The sequence below is a fragment of the Sphingosinicella sp. genome (assembly GCF_052387495.1).
Taxonomy (GTDB): domain Bacteria; phylum Pseudomonadota; class Alphaproteobacteria; order Sphingomonadales; family Sphingomonadaceae; genus Allosphingosinicella.
The window spans coordinates 1-14966 of record NZ_JBQTJC010000175.1; the positions used below are offsets into that span (position 1 = coordinate 1).

General features: G+C 67.5%; 12 protein-coding genes and 1 tRNA gene. 7 read left to right on the top strand and 6 right to left on the bottom strand.

The window, feature by feature from the left end; genetic code table 11:
- Both ACT4N8_RS09895 and ACT4N8_RS09900 read right to left on the bottom strand, forming a co-directional pair.
- Positions 1–855 (bottom strand): 2-oxoacid:ferredoxin oxidoreductase subunit beta (locus ACT4N8_RS09895; RefSeq protein WP_444857967.1); only part of this gene is annotated, 855 nt, incomplete at its 3' end.
- Positions 856–933: 78 nt separating this feature from the next.
- Positions 934–2814 (bottom strand): 2-oxoacid:acceptor oxidoreductase subunit alpha, encoded by a 1881-nt coding sequence (locus ACT4N8_RS09900; RefSeq protein ID WP_444857968.1) that lies wholly within the window; start codon positions 2812–2814, stop codon positions 934–936.
- Between the two features lie 123 nt (positions 2815–2937).
- Between ACT4N8_RS09900 and ACT4N8_RS09905 the strand changes: the two genes are divergently transcribed.
- Together ACT4N8_RS09905 and ACT4N8_RS09910 are read left to right on the top strand one after the other, a co-directional pair.
- Positions 2938–3885, top strand: coding sequence for an alpha/beta hydrolase (locus ACT4N8_RS09905; protein WP_444857969.1), 948 nt, complete (start codon positions 2938–2940; stop codon positions 3883–3885).
- A complete protein-coding gene (locus ACT4N8_RS09910) occupies positions 3882–4349 on the top strand; it encodes an RNA pyrophosphohydrolase (RefSeq protein WP_444857970.1) in 468 nt (155 codons plus the stop codon). The genes ACT4N8_RS09905 and ACT4N8_RS09910 overlap by 4 nt, the downstream gene beginning before the upstream one ends.
- On the opposite strand, the gene ACT4N8_RS09915 is transcribed toward ACT4N8_RS09910, so the two are convergent.
- On the bottom strand, positions 4346–4849 hold the full coding sequence (locus ACT4N8_RS09915; RefSeq protein ID WP_444857971.1) for a hypothetical protein: 504 nt from the start codon (positions 4847–4849) through the stop codon (positions 4346–4348). The genes ACT4N8_RS09910 and ACT4N8_RS09915 overlap by 4 nt on opposite strands.
- A gap of 103 nt (positions 4850–4952) precedes the next feature.
- Between ACT4N8_RS09915 and ACT4N8_RS09920 the strand changes: the two genes are divergently transcribed.
- The 5 genes from ACT4N8_RS09920 to ACT4N8_RS09940 all read left to right on the top strand — a co-directional run bounded on the left by ACT4N8_RS09920 (position 4953) and on the right by ACT4N8_RS09940 (position 10615).
- Entirely contained in the window at positions 4953–6167 is a 1215-nt protein-coding gene (locus tag ACT4N8_RS09920; RefSeq protein ID WP_444857972.1) for a hydrolase, read from the top strand.
- The gene (locus ACT4N8_RS09925) at positions 6164–7174 is read left to right on the top strand and encodes an arginine N-succinyltransferase (protein WP_444857973.1); all 1011 of its coding nucleotides are present in this window, start codon (positions 6164–6166) and stop codon (positions 7172–7174) included. Before ACT4N8_RS09920 ends, ACT4N8_RS09925 begins: the two co-directional genes overlap by 4 nt.
- A gap of 1 nt (position 7175) precedes the next feature.
- Complete coding sequence (locus tag ACT4N8_RS09930; RefSeq protein WP_444857974.1) at positions 7176–8429, top strand: N-succinylarginine dihydrolase; 1254 nt, start codon at positions 7176–7178, stop codon at positions 8427–8429.
- A 47-nt stretch (positions 8430–8476) separates the two neighbouring features.
- Complete coding sequence (locus ACT4N8_RS09935) at positions 8477–8662, top strand: DUF3008 family protein (RefSeq protein WP_444857975.1); 186 nt, start codon at positions 8477–8479, stop codon at positions 8660–8662.
- Between the two features lie 78 nt (positions 8663–8740).
- The gene (locus tag ACT4N8_RS09940) at positions 8741–10615 is read left to right on the top strand and encodes a hypothetical protein (RefSeq protein ID WP_444857976.1); all 1875 of its coding nucleotides are present in this window, start codon (positions 8741–8743) and stop codon (positions 10613–10615) included.
- A 41-nt stretch (positions 10616–10656) separates the two neighbouring features.
- On the opposite strand, the gene ACT4N8_RS09945 is transcribed toward ACT4N8_RS09940, so the two are convergent.
- The 3 genes from ACT4N8_RS09945 to ACT4N8_RS09955 all read right to left on the bottom strand — a co-directional run bounded on the left by ACT4N8_RS09945 (position 10657) and on the right by ACT4N8_RS09955 (position 14904).
- Complete coding sequence (locus tag ACT4N8_RS09945; protein WP_444857977.1) at positions 10657–12396, bottom strand: pre-peptidase C-terminal domain-containing protein; 1740 nt, start codon at positions 12394–12396, stop codon at positions 10657–10659.
- Positions 12397–12876: 480 nt separating this feature from the next.
- Positions 12877–14172: an amidohydrolase family protein gene (locus tag ACT4N8_RS09950; RefSeq protein ID WP_444857978.1), complete on the bottom strand. Its 1296-nt coding sequence runs from the start codon at positions 14170–14172 to the stop codon at positions 12877–12879.
- A 655-nt stretch (positions 14173–14827) separates the two neighbouring features.
- Positions 14828–14904, bottom strand: a tRNA-Arg gene (locus tag ACT4N8_RS09955).
- Between the last annotated feature and the right edge of the window lie 62 nt (positions 14905–14966).

A 14966-nucleotide genomic window follows, 5' to 3' on the forward strand; every position in this document is an offset into this window, starting at 1 on the left:
GCCGATCGGCATGTCGATCAGCATGTGCGCGACGGCCTTGTTCTTGGGATCGTGGACGATGACGTCGGCCGCTTGCCAGTCGCCGTCGGCGACCTCGACGACCTTGAGGTTGAGCGCCTCGCGGTCGAGCGTCAGGCCCTTGCTGCCGCCATCGAACAGCATCGGCTCGCCGGCCTTAAGCCAGAGCTGCTTGCCCGAATGCTCCTTGGCGGTGAACGGCGCGAACACGTCGTCATTGTAGACGATGCAGTTCTGGAAAATCTCGACGAAGGACGCGCCCTTATGGGCGTGCGCGGCCTTGAGCAGATCGGGCAGGAACTTGCTGACGTCGATGCCGCGGCCGACGAAACGGGCCCCCGAGCCCAAAGCGAAGGCGCAGGGGCGGACCGGCCGGTCGACCGAGCCGAACGGGGTCGAGGGGCTGCGCGTGCCGACCCGCGAGGTCGGCGAATATTGGCCCTTGGTGAGCCCGTAAATCTCGTTGTTGAAGAGCAGGATCTGGCAATCGAGGTTACGGCGCAGGATATGCATCGTGTGATTGCCGCCGATCGACAGCGCGTCGCCGTCGCCGGTGATGATCCAGACGTCGAGCTCGGGATTGGCGAGCTTCACCCCCGTCGCCAGCGCAGGCGCGCGGCCGTGGATCGTATGGAAGCCGTAGGTCTCCATATAATAAGGGAAGCGCGACGAGCAGCCGATGCCGGAGACGAACACGGTCTTCGCCGGATCGGCGCCGAGCTCCGGCATGGTGCGCTGCACCGCCTTCAGTACCGCATAATCGCCGCAGCCGGGGCACCAGCGCACCTCCTGGTCGGTGGCGAAATCCTTCGGGGTCAGCTTGACCAGCTCGGTCATTGGGTCCTCAATTCAGATAATAGATCAAAGCCAGCACGATCAGCAGCATCAGCACCAGCGGAATCAGGCGGGGCGGGTTCATGCGAGCGCCTCCTCTATCGCGGCTTCGATCTCGGCGATCTTGAACGGCTGGCCGGAGACCTTGGTGACCGGGCGGGCGTCGACCAGATACTGATCGCGGAGCAGGGTCTTGAGCTGCCCCTTGTTCATTTCTGGAACGATGATCCGCTCGTAAGACCTTAAGAGATCGCCGAGATTTTCCGGCAGAGGCCAGATGTGCCGGATGTGGATATGGCTCGCGTCGAGCCCGCGGCGGCGGACGCGGCGGACGGCCTGGTGGATCGGGCCGAAGGTCGAGCCCCAGCCGACCACCGCCAGCCTGCCGCCCTGCTGGCCAAGGCAGACGTCCTGCGGCGGGCAGGATCTGGCGACGCCGAGCACCTTGTTGGCCCGGATGTCGGTCATCGCCTGGTGGTTTTCGGGCGCATAGTCGATGTGGCCGGTGCCGACATTCTTCTCGATGCCGCCGATCCGGTGCATCAATTTGTCGGTGCCGGGCCTGATCCAGACCCGGGCGAGCTTCTCGTCGCGGGCATAGGGATTGACCGACTCGCCCTCCCCCGGCGCGTCCTCGTGGAATGCGACCGGAAAGGGTTCGTAGCCGGCCATGTCCGGCACCTTCCAAGGCTCGGCGGCATTGGCGATATAGCCGTCGGTCAGGATCATCACCGGGGTCATATATTGCACCGCGATCCGACAGGCCTCGATCGCCACGTCGAACGCGTCGGCCGGCGAGCGCGCGGCGATGACCGGGAGCGGTGCGTCGGCGTTGCGGCCGTAGACCGCCTGGTAGAGGTCCGATTGCTCGGTCTTGGTCGGCAGGCCGGTCGAAGGCCCGCCGCGCTGCGAATTGACGATGATCAGCGGCAGCTCGGTCATGATCGCGAGCCCGATCGCCTCGGTCTTGAGCGCGATCCCCGGACCCGAGGAGGAGGTGACGCCGAGCGAGCCGGCGAAGCTCGCGCCGATCGCGGCGGCGATGGCGGCGATCTCGTCCTCCGCCTGGAAGGTGGTGACGCCATATTCCTTGAGGCGCGAGAGATGGTGGAGGATCGCGCTCGCGGGCGTGATCGGATAGCCGCCGAAGAACATCGGCAGCCCGGCGAGCTTCGCGCCCGCGACGAGCCCCAGCGAGATCGCCTCGGCGCCGGTGACGGTGCGGTAGAGGCCGGGCTCGGCCGGCGCGGGATCGATATGGTGCTGCTTGAACTGGCCGCCCATCTCGGCGGTCTCGCCATAAGCGTGGCCGGCGTTGAGCGCCGCGATATTGGCCTCGGCCAGCTCGGGCGCCTTGGCGAACTTGGTGCGCAGCCAGTTGACGATCGGCTCGCGCTCGCGGTCGAACATCCAGAGCGCCAGCCCCAGCGTCCACATGTTCTTGCAGCGCAGCGCCTCCTTGTTGCCGAGGCCGAAGGGCTTCACCGCGTCGAGGGTGAGCTGCGACATGTTGAGCCGGATCACCTGCCATTTGGCGAGGGTCGAATCGTCGAGCGGATTGGCCGCGTAGCCCGCCTTGGCGAGGTTGCGCTGGCCGAACTCGCCCTCGTCGGCGATGATCAGGCCGCCAGGCTTCAGATCGTCGACATTGGTCTTGAGCGCCGCCGGGTTCATCGCGATCAGCACGTCCGGTGCGTCGCCCGCGGTCTCGATCGCGGCCGAGCCGAAATTGATCTGGAAGGCGGAAACGCCGAAGGTCGTCCCCTGCGGCGCGCGGATCTCGGCCGGAAAATCCGGGAAGGTGGCGAGATCGTTGCCGGCGAGCGCGGTGGACAGGGTGAACTGGCCGCCGGTCAGCTGCATGCCGTCGCCGCTGTCGCCGGCGAAGCGGACCACGACCGCCTCGGGCGCTTCATCGGGACGGGCGTCTTCGGGGGTGAGAAAATGCGTGGCCGTGGCCAACTCGAGCTTCCTTCGTTCCGGGCCGCTCAGCCTAGCGGCGCATGGGCCGTGCCACAACAGGTGGCGGCGACGCCACGTTCCCCTAGATAGGGTTTCCGAATCGCTTGTGAAATGGAAGTTTGCATGGCCGAGCCCTTCGTCCGTCCCGACGTGCGCGTCTTCCTCGACTTCCTGAACAACCTGCCGGGCCCGAGAACCTACGAGGCCGGGCCGGCCGAGGCGCGGATCATGATGCGTAAATCGCGCAATGTCGCCGACGCGCCGGTGGGCGAGCTGACGGTGATCCGCGACCTGACGATGGAGGGGCCTGGTGGGAACATTTCGCTGCGACTCTACGATGCGCGCGAGGTGCGCGCACCGGGACCGTTGCTGCTGTTCCTCCACGGGGGCGGTTTCGTCTTCTGCGACCTCTACACCCACGAGCCCTTTTGCGCCGAGATCGCGCGGCGGCTCGATTTGCCCGTGCTTGCGGTCGACTATCGGCTCGCGCCCGAGCATCCCTGGCCCGCGGCACCGGAGGATGCGATCGTCGCGGCGCGCTGGGCGGCGGCGAGCCCCGAGGTACTCGGGCGGGAGGTGACTGGCTTGGTCGTAGCGGGCGACAGCGCGGGCGGCAATCTCGCCATCGTCACCAGCCTCGCGCTGCGCGACGAACCGGCCGAGGTGCCGGTGCTGGCGCAATGGCTGATCTACCCCGCGGCCGATCCCGGCAAAACCTATCAGAGCCGCGCCGATTTCGGGGACGGCTATGTGCTGAGCAACGAAAGCCTCGGCTGGTTCGAGGATTGCTACCGCGCCGATTCCGACGACTGGCGCTATGCCCCGCTGGTAAAGAGCCAGGGGGGCATGCCGCCGACGCTGGTCGTCACCGCCAGCCTCGATCCGATCCGCGATCAGGGCCGGGCCTATGCCGCCGCCTGCGCCGAAGCCGGCGTGCCGGTCATCTTCCGCGAGGCGGTCGGCAACGTCCACGGCTTCATCAACCTGCGCCGCGCCATCCCCTCGACCGAAGCGGACATCGCCGGCTGCATCGCGGCGCTCAAGCTCCTGCTCGCGGAGGCCGGAGCATGACCGATTACGGCTACCGCCCCGCCGCCGGCATGATGCTGCTCAACCAGGCGGGCCAGGTCTGGGTCGGCCAGCGGCTCGATAACAAGCTCGAGGCCTGGCAGATGCCGCAGGGCGGGCTCGACGCCGGCGAGGATCCGCTCGAAGGCGCGCTCCGCGAATTGGAGGAGGAAACCGGGATTGTCCGCGGGCTGGTCGAGATCATCGCCCGCTGCCCGGCCGAGCTCACCTACGATCTGCCCGAGGATCTGATCGGCAAAGTCTGGAAGGAGCCGTGGCGCGGCCAGCGCCAGACCTGGTTCCTCGCCCGCTTCCTCGGCAACGACGAAGATGTGAATATCGCGACGTCCGATCCCGAGTTTCGCGCCTGGAAATGGGCCGAGCCGGCGGAGCTGCCGGCGCTGATCGTGCCGTTCAAGAAGAAGCTCTACGAAGACGTGCTCAAAGCCTTCGCCGACTGGCTCTAGACCTCGCCCGTAAGGACGTCGTCGCACCAGGCGACCAGCGCATCCTCGTCGCGGCCGGACCTCAGGAAGCGCGCCCAGGCCAGGGCCTCGTGGGCGACGATCGCCAACTCCCAGACACAGAAAGTCGGCCTCGCCGGCGCGCCCTGTTCCGCCGGCGCGGGATAGGCCGGATCGAAGCGCGCGAAATCCGCCATGCCGCCCTGATGATAGGCGACCGCTTCCCAAGCCTCGTTGGCGCCCCGCCAGATGGCGGGGAGGAGGAAATGGAAATCGGCGCCACACCGATGAAGGATCACGAAGCCGCAATCGTCGGCCTCGAAAATCCCCTCCGCGCGTGCCAGCCAACTTCGCGCCTTTTCGGCCAGTGCGGGCGGCACCGGCTCGCCGGTCCTTTCGAGATGGTAGAATTTCAGCGCTGCTCCGCGGAGATCGAGCGGGGCGTGCGGAACCGCCTGCTTGGCATAGTGACGATAGTCGGAAGGGACTCCGTTCAAGTCCATCGCGCCGCTCCTTCGTTCTGCTTATGTTCCCATAGCGACCCATGGCGGCGCAGACAAGCTGCATCAGTAGCCAGGCTTCGCCTTCCGGGTTAAGGCACGCGCCATGCCGATGAAGAGCGAAATCGAGGCGGCCACGGTCGAGCGCTGCGCGGACGCGCCGATGCTCGATCAGGTGACCGCCTGGGCCGCGGTCAACAGCGGTTCGCGCAACCTCGCCGGCCTCGCCACGGTGGCGGACATGCTTGCTGATGCCTTTTCCGCGCTGCCCGGCGCGATCGCGCTGCGCGAGCCGGCGCCGGTCGAGGTGATGAACGCCGATGGACGGCTTTGCGAGCTGGCGCACGGCCGCAACCTGCACCTCAAGGTCCGCTCGGACGCGCCGGTGCAGCTGCTCTTCACCGGCCATATGGACACCGTGTTCAGCACCGACCATCGCTTCCAGTCGGTCTTCTGGCGCGAGGAGGACAAGGTGCTTGGCGGCCCGGGCGTCGCCGACATGAAAGGCGGGCTCGCCGTGATGCTGGCGGCGTTGCGGGCGGTGGAAACGTCCCCGGCGGCTGAACGGCTCGGCTACGAGGTGGTGATCAACAGCGATGAGGAGGTCGGTTCGGCGGGCTCGGCGGCTTTGCTCGCGGAGGCGGCGCAGGGCAAAAGAGCTGCCTTGACCTACGAACCCTCCGCCCTCCCCGACGGCACGCTCGCCGGGGCGCGGCCGGGGAGCGGCAATTACTCGATTCTGGTCGAGGGCCGGGCGGCCCATGCCGGGCGCAACCCCGAGGACGGGCGCAACGCCGTGCTCGCCGCCGCCGTGATCGCGCTGCGGCTCGCCGAAGCGAAGCATCCCGGCCTCAAGGTCAACCCCGCGAAGATCGACGGCGGCGGGCCCAACAACGTCGTGCCGGACAAGGCGATCCTGCGCGTCAATCTCCGCCCGGCCACGCCCGAGGACGAGGCGGCGGCGAAGCGGCTGATCGAGGAGACGGTCGCGGCCGTCGCCGCCGCGCACGATGTCACGATCCACATTCACGGCGGCTTCGGACGGCCGCCCAAGCCGATCGACGCCGAAGCCGAGAAGCTTTTCCAACTCGTGAAGCGCTGCGGCGCCGATCTGGGGCAGGAGATCAGCTGGCGCGACACGGGCGGGGTCTGCGACGGTAACAACATCGCGGCCTGCGGCGTGCCCGTGGTGGACACGATGGGCGCGCGCGGCGGCGCGATCCATTCCGACGAGGAATTTCTGATCGTCGGCAGCCTCGTCGAGCGCGCCCAGCTCTCTGCGCTCACTATCTTGCGGCTGGCCGAGGGGGAGGGCTTGTGAGCTTCATCGTCCGCCCTGCCCGGAACGAGGATTTCCAGGCGATCTACGAGATGGCCAAGCTGACCGGCGGCGGCTTCACCAACCTGCCGCCGGACAAGGGCACGCTCGTCGCCAAGCTCGCCCGCTCCGAAGCGGCGTTCGCGAGCGAGGAAGGCGATCCCAACGGCGACCTCTTCTTCTTCGTGCTGGAGAATACGGAGACCGGTCAAATCCGCGGCACCTGCCAGGTGTTCAGCCGGGTCGGCATGGTCGAGCCCTTCTATTCCTACCGGATCAGCACGCTGACCCAGACCTCGCCCGAGCTCGGCAAGGCCTTCCGCGCAGAGATGCTCACGCTCTGCACCGATTTCGAGGGCAGCTCGGAGGTCGGCGGCCTCTTCCTTCACCCGAACGAGCGCGCCGGAGGCCTGGGCGTTCTGCTCGCGCGCAGCCGCTATCTCTTCATCAAGCTCCACCGCGAGCGCTTCGCCGACAAGGTGCTCGCCGAATTGCGCGGCGTGATCGACGAGGCGGGCGGTTCGCCCTTCTGGGACGCGATCGCGGGGCGCTTCTTCGGCATGAACTTCCAGGAGGCCGATAGCTTCAACGGCGCCCACGGCACCCGTTTCATCGCCGATCTGATGCCCAAGACGCCGATCTACACCGCGATGCTCCCCGAAAGCGCGCGGGCGATCATGGGCGTCCCCCACCCTTCCGGCCGTGCCGCGATGCGGATGCTGGAGGCAGAGGGCTTCACCGGCGAGGGCTATGTCGACATTTTCGACGGCGGCCCGACCATGTCGGTGCGCACCGACGACATCCGGACCGTTCGCGAGGCGCGCGAGCTCGCGTTCGCCGGGCCGAACGGCGGTGGCCAGAAGATGATGCTCGCCAGGGGACGGCTTCGGGATTTCGTCGCCTGCTACGGCAAGGTCGCGATCGAGGAGGATGAGGCGCGGCTGGACCCGGCGAGCGCCGAACTGCTGAACCTCCAGCCCGGCGAGACCTTCCACGCCATCGGCCGCTGAGATGGCGCTGGTCGAAATCAACTTCGACGGGATCATCGGCCCGAGCCATAACTATGCGGGGCTGAGCCTGGGCAATCTCGCCTCAGCGGCGAATCGGGGCATGGTCGCCCGTCCCCGCGCCGCGGCGCTGCAGGGGCTCGCCAAGATGCGGCACAATCTTGGGCTTGGCCTCGCCCAAGGAATCTTTCTCCCCCATCCGCGCCCGAACCGTGTTTGGCTCGAGTCGCTCGGCGCAACTGTGGAGGATGCGCCCGACTCCCTCCGGCCGGCTGCCTTCTCGGCCTCGGCGATGTGGGCGGCGAACGCGGCAACCGTCTCCCCTGCCCCCGACACGATCGACGGCCGCTGCCATCTCACGCCGGCGAATCTGCGCACGATGGCGCATCGCAGCCACGAATGGCCCGCGACCCTCGCCCAGCTGCGCCTCGCCTTCGCGGACGCGAGTCACTTCGCGCTGCACAATCCCGTCCCGCCCGCCTTCGGCGACGAGGGCGCGGCCAACCACATGCGGCTGGCACCGAGCCACGATGCGTCCGGCGTCGAGATCTTCGTCTATGGCGTCAGCGGCGGTGCCTTCCCCGCGCGCCAGCATGTCGAGGCGAGCCGCGCCGTCGCCCGGCTGCACGGGCTCGATCCGGCGCGGACCCTGTTCGTCGCCCAGTCCGAGGAGGCGATCGCCGCCGGCGCCTTCCACAACGACGTCGTCGCGGTGGCGAACGAGCATGTCCTGTTCGCGCATGAGCAGGCCTTCGCCGACAAGGAGACGTTCTACGCGGCGCTGCGCGGACTGTTGCCTGAGGTCGAGATCCTCGAGGTGCCTGCCGCCGCCGTGAGCCTCGCCGATGCGATCCGCTCCTATCTGTTCAACGCCCAGCTCGTGACCCTGCCCGAAGGCGGGATGGCTCTGGTCCTCCCCGAAGAGGCGCGCGAGACGCCCTCCGTATGGGCCTGGCTCGAAGAGATGATCGCCGGCAACGGCCCGATCCGCCGCCTCTGCGTCGTCGACGTGCGCCAGTCGATGGCCAATGGCGGCGGTCCGGCCTGCCTGCGTTTGCGCATCGTCGCCGATCCCGCCACCATCGATCCGCGCTTCCTCGTCGACGAAGCCAGGCTCGATCGCCTCGCCGGCATCGTCTCCGCCCGCTGGCCCAAGCGAATCGCGCCTGCGGATCTGCTCGATCCCGAACTGCCGCCGGCGATCGAGGAAGCGCGGCGCGGACTCTGCGAAGCGCTCGACCTCAGGGAGCTGCTTTGAGGAACCGGCACGCAGGCGCTTCCGTTCTCCCAACGAAGGAGGACATCATGCCCGCCAAATCGAAGGCCCAACAGAAAGCCGCCGGGGCGGCGCTTTCCGCCAAGCGCGGCGACGCGCCCAGGAGCGACCTTCAGGGCGCCTCGCGCCAGATGGTCGACTCGATGACCGAGAAGGAGCTCGAAGAGCTCGCCTCGACCAGGCGCAAGGGCAAGCCCGAGCACGTCGACGGTTAGTCTCGGTTTCAGCCGCGCGCGGGGTTGAATAGGCTCGTGCCTTACCACTAGTCTCTCCGCTGATTAGCGGGGATGTCTATGACACGCCTGATGCTCGCGATGTCGCTGGCTCTATCTGCCGCTTCTGTGCCGACCCGCGCGCAGCAACCAGCGGTCCAGCAGCAGTTCGACGCCGCCAGTGCGGCGCTTGAGGCAGGTAGTTGGAACGACGCACTGACTCGCTTTCGCGCCCTGGAATCGCGCCTCGGTCCGCTCAACGAGCGGAGTCTGGCGATTGTCCGCGTGCGCATGGCGCTGGCGCTTCTGGAACTGGGCCAAATCGACGAATCCCAAAGGCTGATCGAGTTGGCCCTCCCTTCCCTGTCTGCCGAGGATCCGTCGCTCAACGGCGATCGCTTCGAAGGGTTGTTGACACGCGCCCGCATCGCCGAGGCGGCCCTGGACTATCCGTCCGCGGCGCGTGACTACCGGGAAGCGATCGCGGTGCCCCTCCCGGATTCCGACAAGCTGATCGCCTATCGAGGTCTGATTCAGACCCAATTGTTTGACGTGCCCGAGGCCGCCATCCGAGTCGCCGACGCCGCCATCGTCGCCGTCAGTTCCGCGCCGTCACGCGACAGAGAGCTCCGGGGGCAATTTCACACGCTGAAGGGTCGCGCGCTCCTCAACCTGCGTCGGTTCCGAGAGGCACATCAAGAGCTCATGACGGCATTGCGGCTGCTCGGCAATCTGACCCTTCGCGTAGATCGCGCCGACCTCGTCGCGCGCGGCGACCTCGCCCTTGCCGCTTTGCTCACTCGCCGAGAGGAGGATGCGCGGCGCTATCTCGCCTATACCGGCCAGGGGCGATTCACTCGCGGCTATATCCCCATCGGATATCTTCCGCTTCCTCGGTGTGGCGCTGAAGTGGCTCCGGACGACGTGGCTGTGGTCGAATTCTCCATTCTCGACAACGGCTCGGTCGGTCACGCACTGCCGGTCTACGCTTCCCGAGGAAGCGTTGCGTTGCCCTTCGCCCGATTCGTGTCGATCTGGCAGTTCGATCGCGCGGTGATTCAGGAGATCTCGCCGCTGCTTCGTTCGGTCGCCCGCGTGGAGTTGCGTTGCACCAACCAGGCGCAACGCCTTCCGCACATCGAGGTGATCAACCTCAGAATGCGAACCCATCCCGACAGAATCGTGCGATTGCCGAGGCTGCGAGCGGAGTTGTCCGATGCCGAGCGTGCAGCGGACCCTGCCCGGCTGGTCGAAGCGCTGCTCGCCATTATCGGGCATGCGGGCGTCGACGAAGCGGAACGCCTCTCCCTGCTTCGCCGGGCACTCGAAGCGGCAACCTCCGGGAGGCTCGGCGGCCGGCTGATTGCCGGATTGGCCCTGCAAGTCGCACTATGGGAGGAGGGGACGCTTGGCGTCGAGGCGGTCGAAGCATTGCTTGAAACCCCGATCATCCGAACGAGCCCGGGGGCCTTCGCCACAGTAAGGATAGTACAGGCCTCGATGTTATACGCGGCAGGGCGAAACGATCATGCGCTCACTGTGCTCCAGGCTACGCGCGACCTGCCCGCCGTGCGCGGCGAAGCCGAATTGGACCGGATGGCCGGACAATTGCTCTCGCTGATCCATGCCGCGGCGGATCGCCAAACCGCAAGCGCAGCGGCGGAGCCCGGCAGATGCGGCCTTCCGCCGCGGCGGGTCGGAGGGATTGGCGCGTCGAGCGACGATTTTCCGCGGGAAGCGGCCCGCTGGGGATTCGAAGGCTGGGCTTCGATTGAACCATCTATTGATGCAAGCGGGCGCGTCCGAAGTCTCCGCACCATCGTGGCCTATCCGCCTTTCGTCTTTGGAGATGCCGCCCAGGGCGTCGCGAGAAGCGCCCGCTTCGAGGCGTCGCCGGTCGCCGAGGGCGTGACCTGCGCGGCCGAGCGAATCCATGTACGTTTCGTCATGCCGTAGGCAGAAGAACGCGACCGGCCAATTGGCCGACCCTCGGGCCTTCAGGCACCGTCCGGCTTGGTGCCTTCCGCGCCATGTATTTGGGCCGGCGGCGTCCCGCCCATATCGTAAGCCTCTCTGTCCGGCGCCTGCCGGGGTGCCGGCCTCGGAGGCGCGTAAACGACGGGGCGCGGCGCCGGGGGCGCGGCGCGGCCGGGCGCGAGGGTGCGCTGAGGCGCGGCGGCCGCCACCTGCCTCCCGCCCGAGAGCCGCACGATGACGTCGTCGATATGGACGCCGCCGCGCTCGACGAGGATGTTCTGATAGTTGCGCTCGTCCTCGCGGGTGGTGGCGGGCACGTCGCCCTCGCGGCGAAAGCGGCGGCGGATATAGGTGGACAGCTCGCCCGCGGTGACGATGCGGTCGCCGTCGTCGTCCGCCTCGCCCGAAATGCCGGTGCGCAGGAAATAAGAGAGGAAACCACCCGCCTGGAAGCGGCTGGCGACGAGGCTGGTCAGGTCCTCCTCCGAACTGAACATCCCGACCACGTTCGGCCGGTCGACGAGGCTGCGAAAGCCGCCCGCATAGCAGGCGTCGATGACGAGCAGCGACATGCGCGCGCGCACCGCGGCGAAGAGCGGCGCGAGCTCGGCGTCGGTCATAGCCGCGTCGTAAAGCTCGATCGTCTCCGCGCGCCCGTCAAGCTCGGCGGCGCTGACTGCGACGTCGACCTGGTCGCCATGGCCCGAGAAGAGGAAAAGGAAGAGATCGTCCGGCCCCGCCGCCTGCGCGATCCGGCCGAAGGCGGCGGTTACCGCCTGCGTCGTCGCCTCGGCGTTGGTGAGAACGATGCTCGCGGGATGGAGCATGCCCGCCTGGCGCAGGCCGTTGTAGAGCTCGGTCGCGTCGTCGTCGGTATTGGCGAGGTCCGAGGTGCGTTCATAATCGGAGACGCCGACCAGCAAGGCGATGACGCGCGGCCCGCCCGGCACATTCGCCTGGCGCGGGATGCCCGGACTCTCGGCAAGGCTGAGGCGATAGGCGCCGGTTTCCCCATCCCGATAGCTGCTCGCGGCGATCACGTATTCGCCGTCCTCGGCGAGCACGGTATCGATCCGGCTGTCGGTCGAGGTGCGGCCATCCACCTGGGTGTCGTCGTTGACGTCCTGGGTGCCGTCGGGTCGGCTGAGCGTGAGATGGGTGTCCATCGCGGTCGAGCTCATTTCGATCCGTACCCGCTGGCCCCGCCGGGCGGTGAAGCGGTAGCGATCGACATATTCGCCGCCACCCCGCCTGGCATCGCCCTCGACGAGGCTGCCGCTCAGGGTCGCGCCGAACCGGATCGGCTCGGCCGGCTCAGCCCGGGTCAGCTCGGCGCCAGCGGCCGGGGCGGCGGCCTCGAGCCGGTAGGCACCGGTCTCGCCAGCGCGGAAGGTGGTGACGGCGACGCGGTAGCGGCCGTCGGCGGGCAGCTCCATGACGAGGCGGCTGTGCAGCGCGCCGGCCGCGCCGCCCTCCTCGTCGTCGTTGGCGAGGTTGAAGCCCTCGGGGCCGGTGACGACGAGATAGGCGTCGAACGCGTCGGAGGCGAGCCGCAGGTCGACGCGGGCGCCGCGGCGGCCTTCGAGGATGTAGACGTCCTCATATTTGCCCGAGCGCCGCTGCGCATCGTTGGAGCTGAGCTCGCCCGCGATGCTTTGCCCGACCGCGATCGAGCCGACCGGCTGGGCCTCCTGCGCCACCGCCGGGGCCGCGAGCAATCCCGCCAGAGCGATCGCCAGGCCGAGCAACATGCGAGTCATGCGATGCCTCCCCAATTTCGGCGACGGGCCTAACACATCCACGGCGCGGGGAGGAACTCCGACAAATGTCGGCCCGGCGAAGGAAAAGGGAGAATGGCGCGCCCGGAAGGATTCGAACCTCCGGCCCCCAGATTCGTAGTTTCGGGGTCGCAAGAGAGGGGAAACCGCATCTCCCTCTGTAAACTGCCCCATTTCATAGCCTGGAGTTGCCTAGAGTTGCCTGGAGTTGGATTTCCGGTGATTGCTATGTGATTGCTAGAGAGCTCAAGTCCCAGCAAACCATGTGCTGAAAGTCATCGACGGACCATGCGCCGATGTTGCCACGATGCTTTCATGCTTGGCCCTGTCGACCAAGTCGCGCGGTGCATGATAGATTAGCTAGCGCGCATCGACTCTGGCGAGAGGGGGTCCGCATCGCGGCAATCGTCCGCTTTCGACCCATTGCGGACATTGATGAAGATGGCCGTCGTAAGAGGGCCGCTATCTCGCCTCGGCCGGGACTTCGATTACGCGGCCCGACCGGATGACGGCGCGGACGTTCGCGCTGTCGCCGATCCGCTCGGCCGGATTGCCGGCCACGAGGACGAGATCGGCGATCTTGCCCACTTCGACCGTGCCGTGCGTCTCCTCGATCCCGAGCGCCCGGGCATTGTTGAGGGTGGCGGCCCGGATCGCGTCCAGCGGCGAGAGGCCGCATTCGACGAGCCGCGCCAGTTCCCGGTGCAGCGCGCCTGCGCGCAGGGCCGTGTCGGTCCCGGCGCTGATGGTCACGCCGGCGCGATGGGCGGCGCCGGTCGCCCGGCATGCCCATTCGCGCATCGCGGCCCGCCATTCTGGCAGCGGCTGGCGGGCGAGATCCCCGTCCGCCATGTGGGCCGGCTCCAGGATCGTGCCGCGGCGGACCATTTCCCGATAGAGTTCCGGAAAGGGGGGCGCTTCGGGGTCGGTGCCGGCGAAGTCGCGGGCCGGCAGCCAGACCCCGGTCCCTTCGGCAAAAGTGTCCGGCACGTCCGTCCGGCCCTCGGTGATCAGGCCCTTGGCATGGATGATGGAATCGGCTCCAGCCCGCACGGCGTCGCCGGCGCGGGCGGGAAAGATGGCGGTATGGGCCCAGACCAACAGGCCCTGCCGATGCGCCTCCTCCGTCAGGGCAGCCACGAGATCGGCGTCGAGCGATCCGTAGAGCTTCACGCCCGTCGCCCCGGTCGCCCGCGCCTCCGAAACGACCCGGACGATGTCGTCCCCGGCCGTCACCCTCCTCGACCAGGGAGCGGTTCCGGGTTCCATTCCCCGCTGGGACCGCTGCGACCGTGGGTCCTCGCCCGCGCCGCCGCCGCCGAACAGGGCCGAATAATAGATGGCCGGCGATTCGATTTCGCCGGATGCGGCGCGGCGCGCGAGTTCGCTCGAGATGCGGGTATCGCTGACCAGTTCGCGGACGCTCGTGACGCCGCTGTGGAGGAGCGCGCGAAGCCGGCTCTCGCGATCGGCGGCGGGAATCATGTGCACATGTCCGTCGATCAACCCGGGCATCAGCGTGTGGCCGGAAAAGTCCCTTGCCAGGGTGCCTTGCGGGAGCTCGCGCGCGCCAGTCTCGAATATGTCGGCAATGCGGTCGCCGCGCACGACCACGGTGCGCCCGGGCTGCGGAGCCGAGCCCGTTCCGTCGATCAGCGTGACATTCTCGAACGCCATGACCGGCGGCGCCGTCTGGGCGGCTGCCGGCGGTTGGGCGAACAGCGCCAGCGAAGCGGCAAGCAAGGCTGAAAGGCGCATGCACGTCTCCCGAGGCTCGGCACTCTAGCAGGATTCGACGGGGCCGGTAACGCCCGAAATGGGGGGCGGACATCGCCTTGAGGCCGTGCCGCGTGCTTCCCCGCTCCCCCTCTCCCGGGTGCCGGCACCCGTCGCTGCCTTGTCGCGAAGGCAGAAACCGAACGATTGCGAGCTGGACCACGATGGACGGCATTCGCTATCAAGCGCTGGTCTTGGACGATCCAGCTCATTCGATGGACCAGCCAACCTATCGCGACTTTTGTCGATTGCTTGAGACGCTATTGCGCCTTCATCGGAGGCGCGCATTGCCGCTCAGCTTGGTCGTTTTATTGCATCAGGACAGCAGAGCCGTGGACGCGGCGCGCGCCACTGAGGGTGTGTTGCACCAGCTGAGATGGAATAAGGATACGCCTGTTAGCCTCAAACGCCTGAAGCTGCGTGACGATAGTTCCGCATCTCCGCAGCCGATCGCGGCTCGGCTCGCAAGTTAAATGATTAACCGCAAGGACGCAGGGTAGCACTGTTGCTCCGAAATCGCGCAGCCGCCGCCTTCGCTATCTTCCGAAATCGTCAAGCCAAATTGCTATGTGATTGCTGAAAGCCAGCGAGCTCGCACCGAGCCGGGGCCGGAGCGCCGTTAAGTCTCTGGGAAGGTTGGCGCGCCCGGAAGGATTCGAACCTCCGGCCCCCAGATTCGTAGTCTGGTGCTCTATCCAGCTGAGCTACGGGCGCGCGGGAAGGGGCGACATAGGGGCTGACGCGAGGGGGCGCAAGCCCCGTGGCGGGCGCTGTTG

Bases quoted from the DNA above. Each gene is read 5' to 3' on its own strand.
- ACT4N8_RS09940 (WP_444857976.1), top strand. From the start codon at position 8,741: ATGACACGCCTGATGCTCGCGATGTCGCTGGCTCTATCTGCCGCTTCT.
- ACT4N8_RS09945 (WP_444857977.1), bottom strand. From the start codon at position 12,396: ATGACTCGCATGTTGCTCGGCCTGGCGATCGCTCTGGCGGGATTGCTC.
- ACT4N8_RS09920 (WP_444857972.1), top strand. From the start codon at position 4,953: ATGCCGATGAAGAGCGAAATCGAGGCGGCCACGGTCGAGCGCTGCGCG.
- ACT4N8_RS09935 (WP_444857975.1), top strand. From the start codon at position 8,477: ATGCCCGCCAAATCGAAGGCCCAACAGAAAGCCGCCGGGGCGGCGCTT.
- ACT4N8_RS09905 (WP_444857969.1), top strand. From the start codon at position 2,938: ATGGCCGAGCCCTTCGTCCGTCCCGACGTGCGCGTCTTCCTCGACTTC.
- ACT4N8_RS09910 (WP_444857970.1), top strand. From the start codon at position 3,882: ATGACCGATTACGGCTACCGCCCCGCCGCCGGCATGATGCTGCTCAAC.
- ACT4N8_RS09950 (WP_444857978.1), bottom strand. From the start codon at position 14,172: ATGCGCCTTTCAGCCTTGCTTGCCGCTTCGCTGGCGCTGTTCGCCCAA.
- ACT4N8_RS09930 (WP_444857974.1), top strand. From the start codon at position 7,176: ATGGCGCTGGTCGAAATCAACTTCGACGGGATCATCGGCCCGAGCCAT.
- ACT4N8_RS09915 (WP_444857971.1), bottom strand. From the start codon at position 4,849: ATGGACTTGAACGGAGTCCCTTCCGACTATCGTCACTATGCCAAGCAG.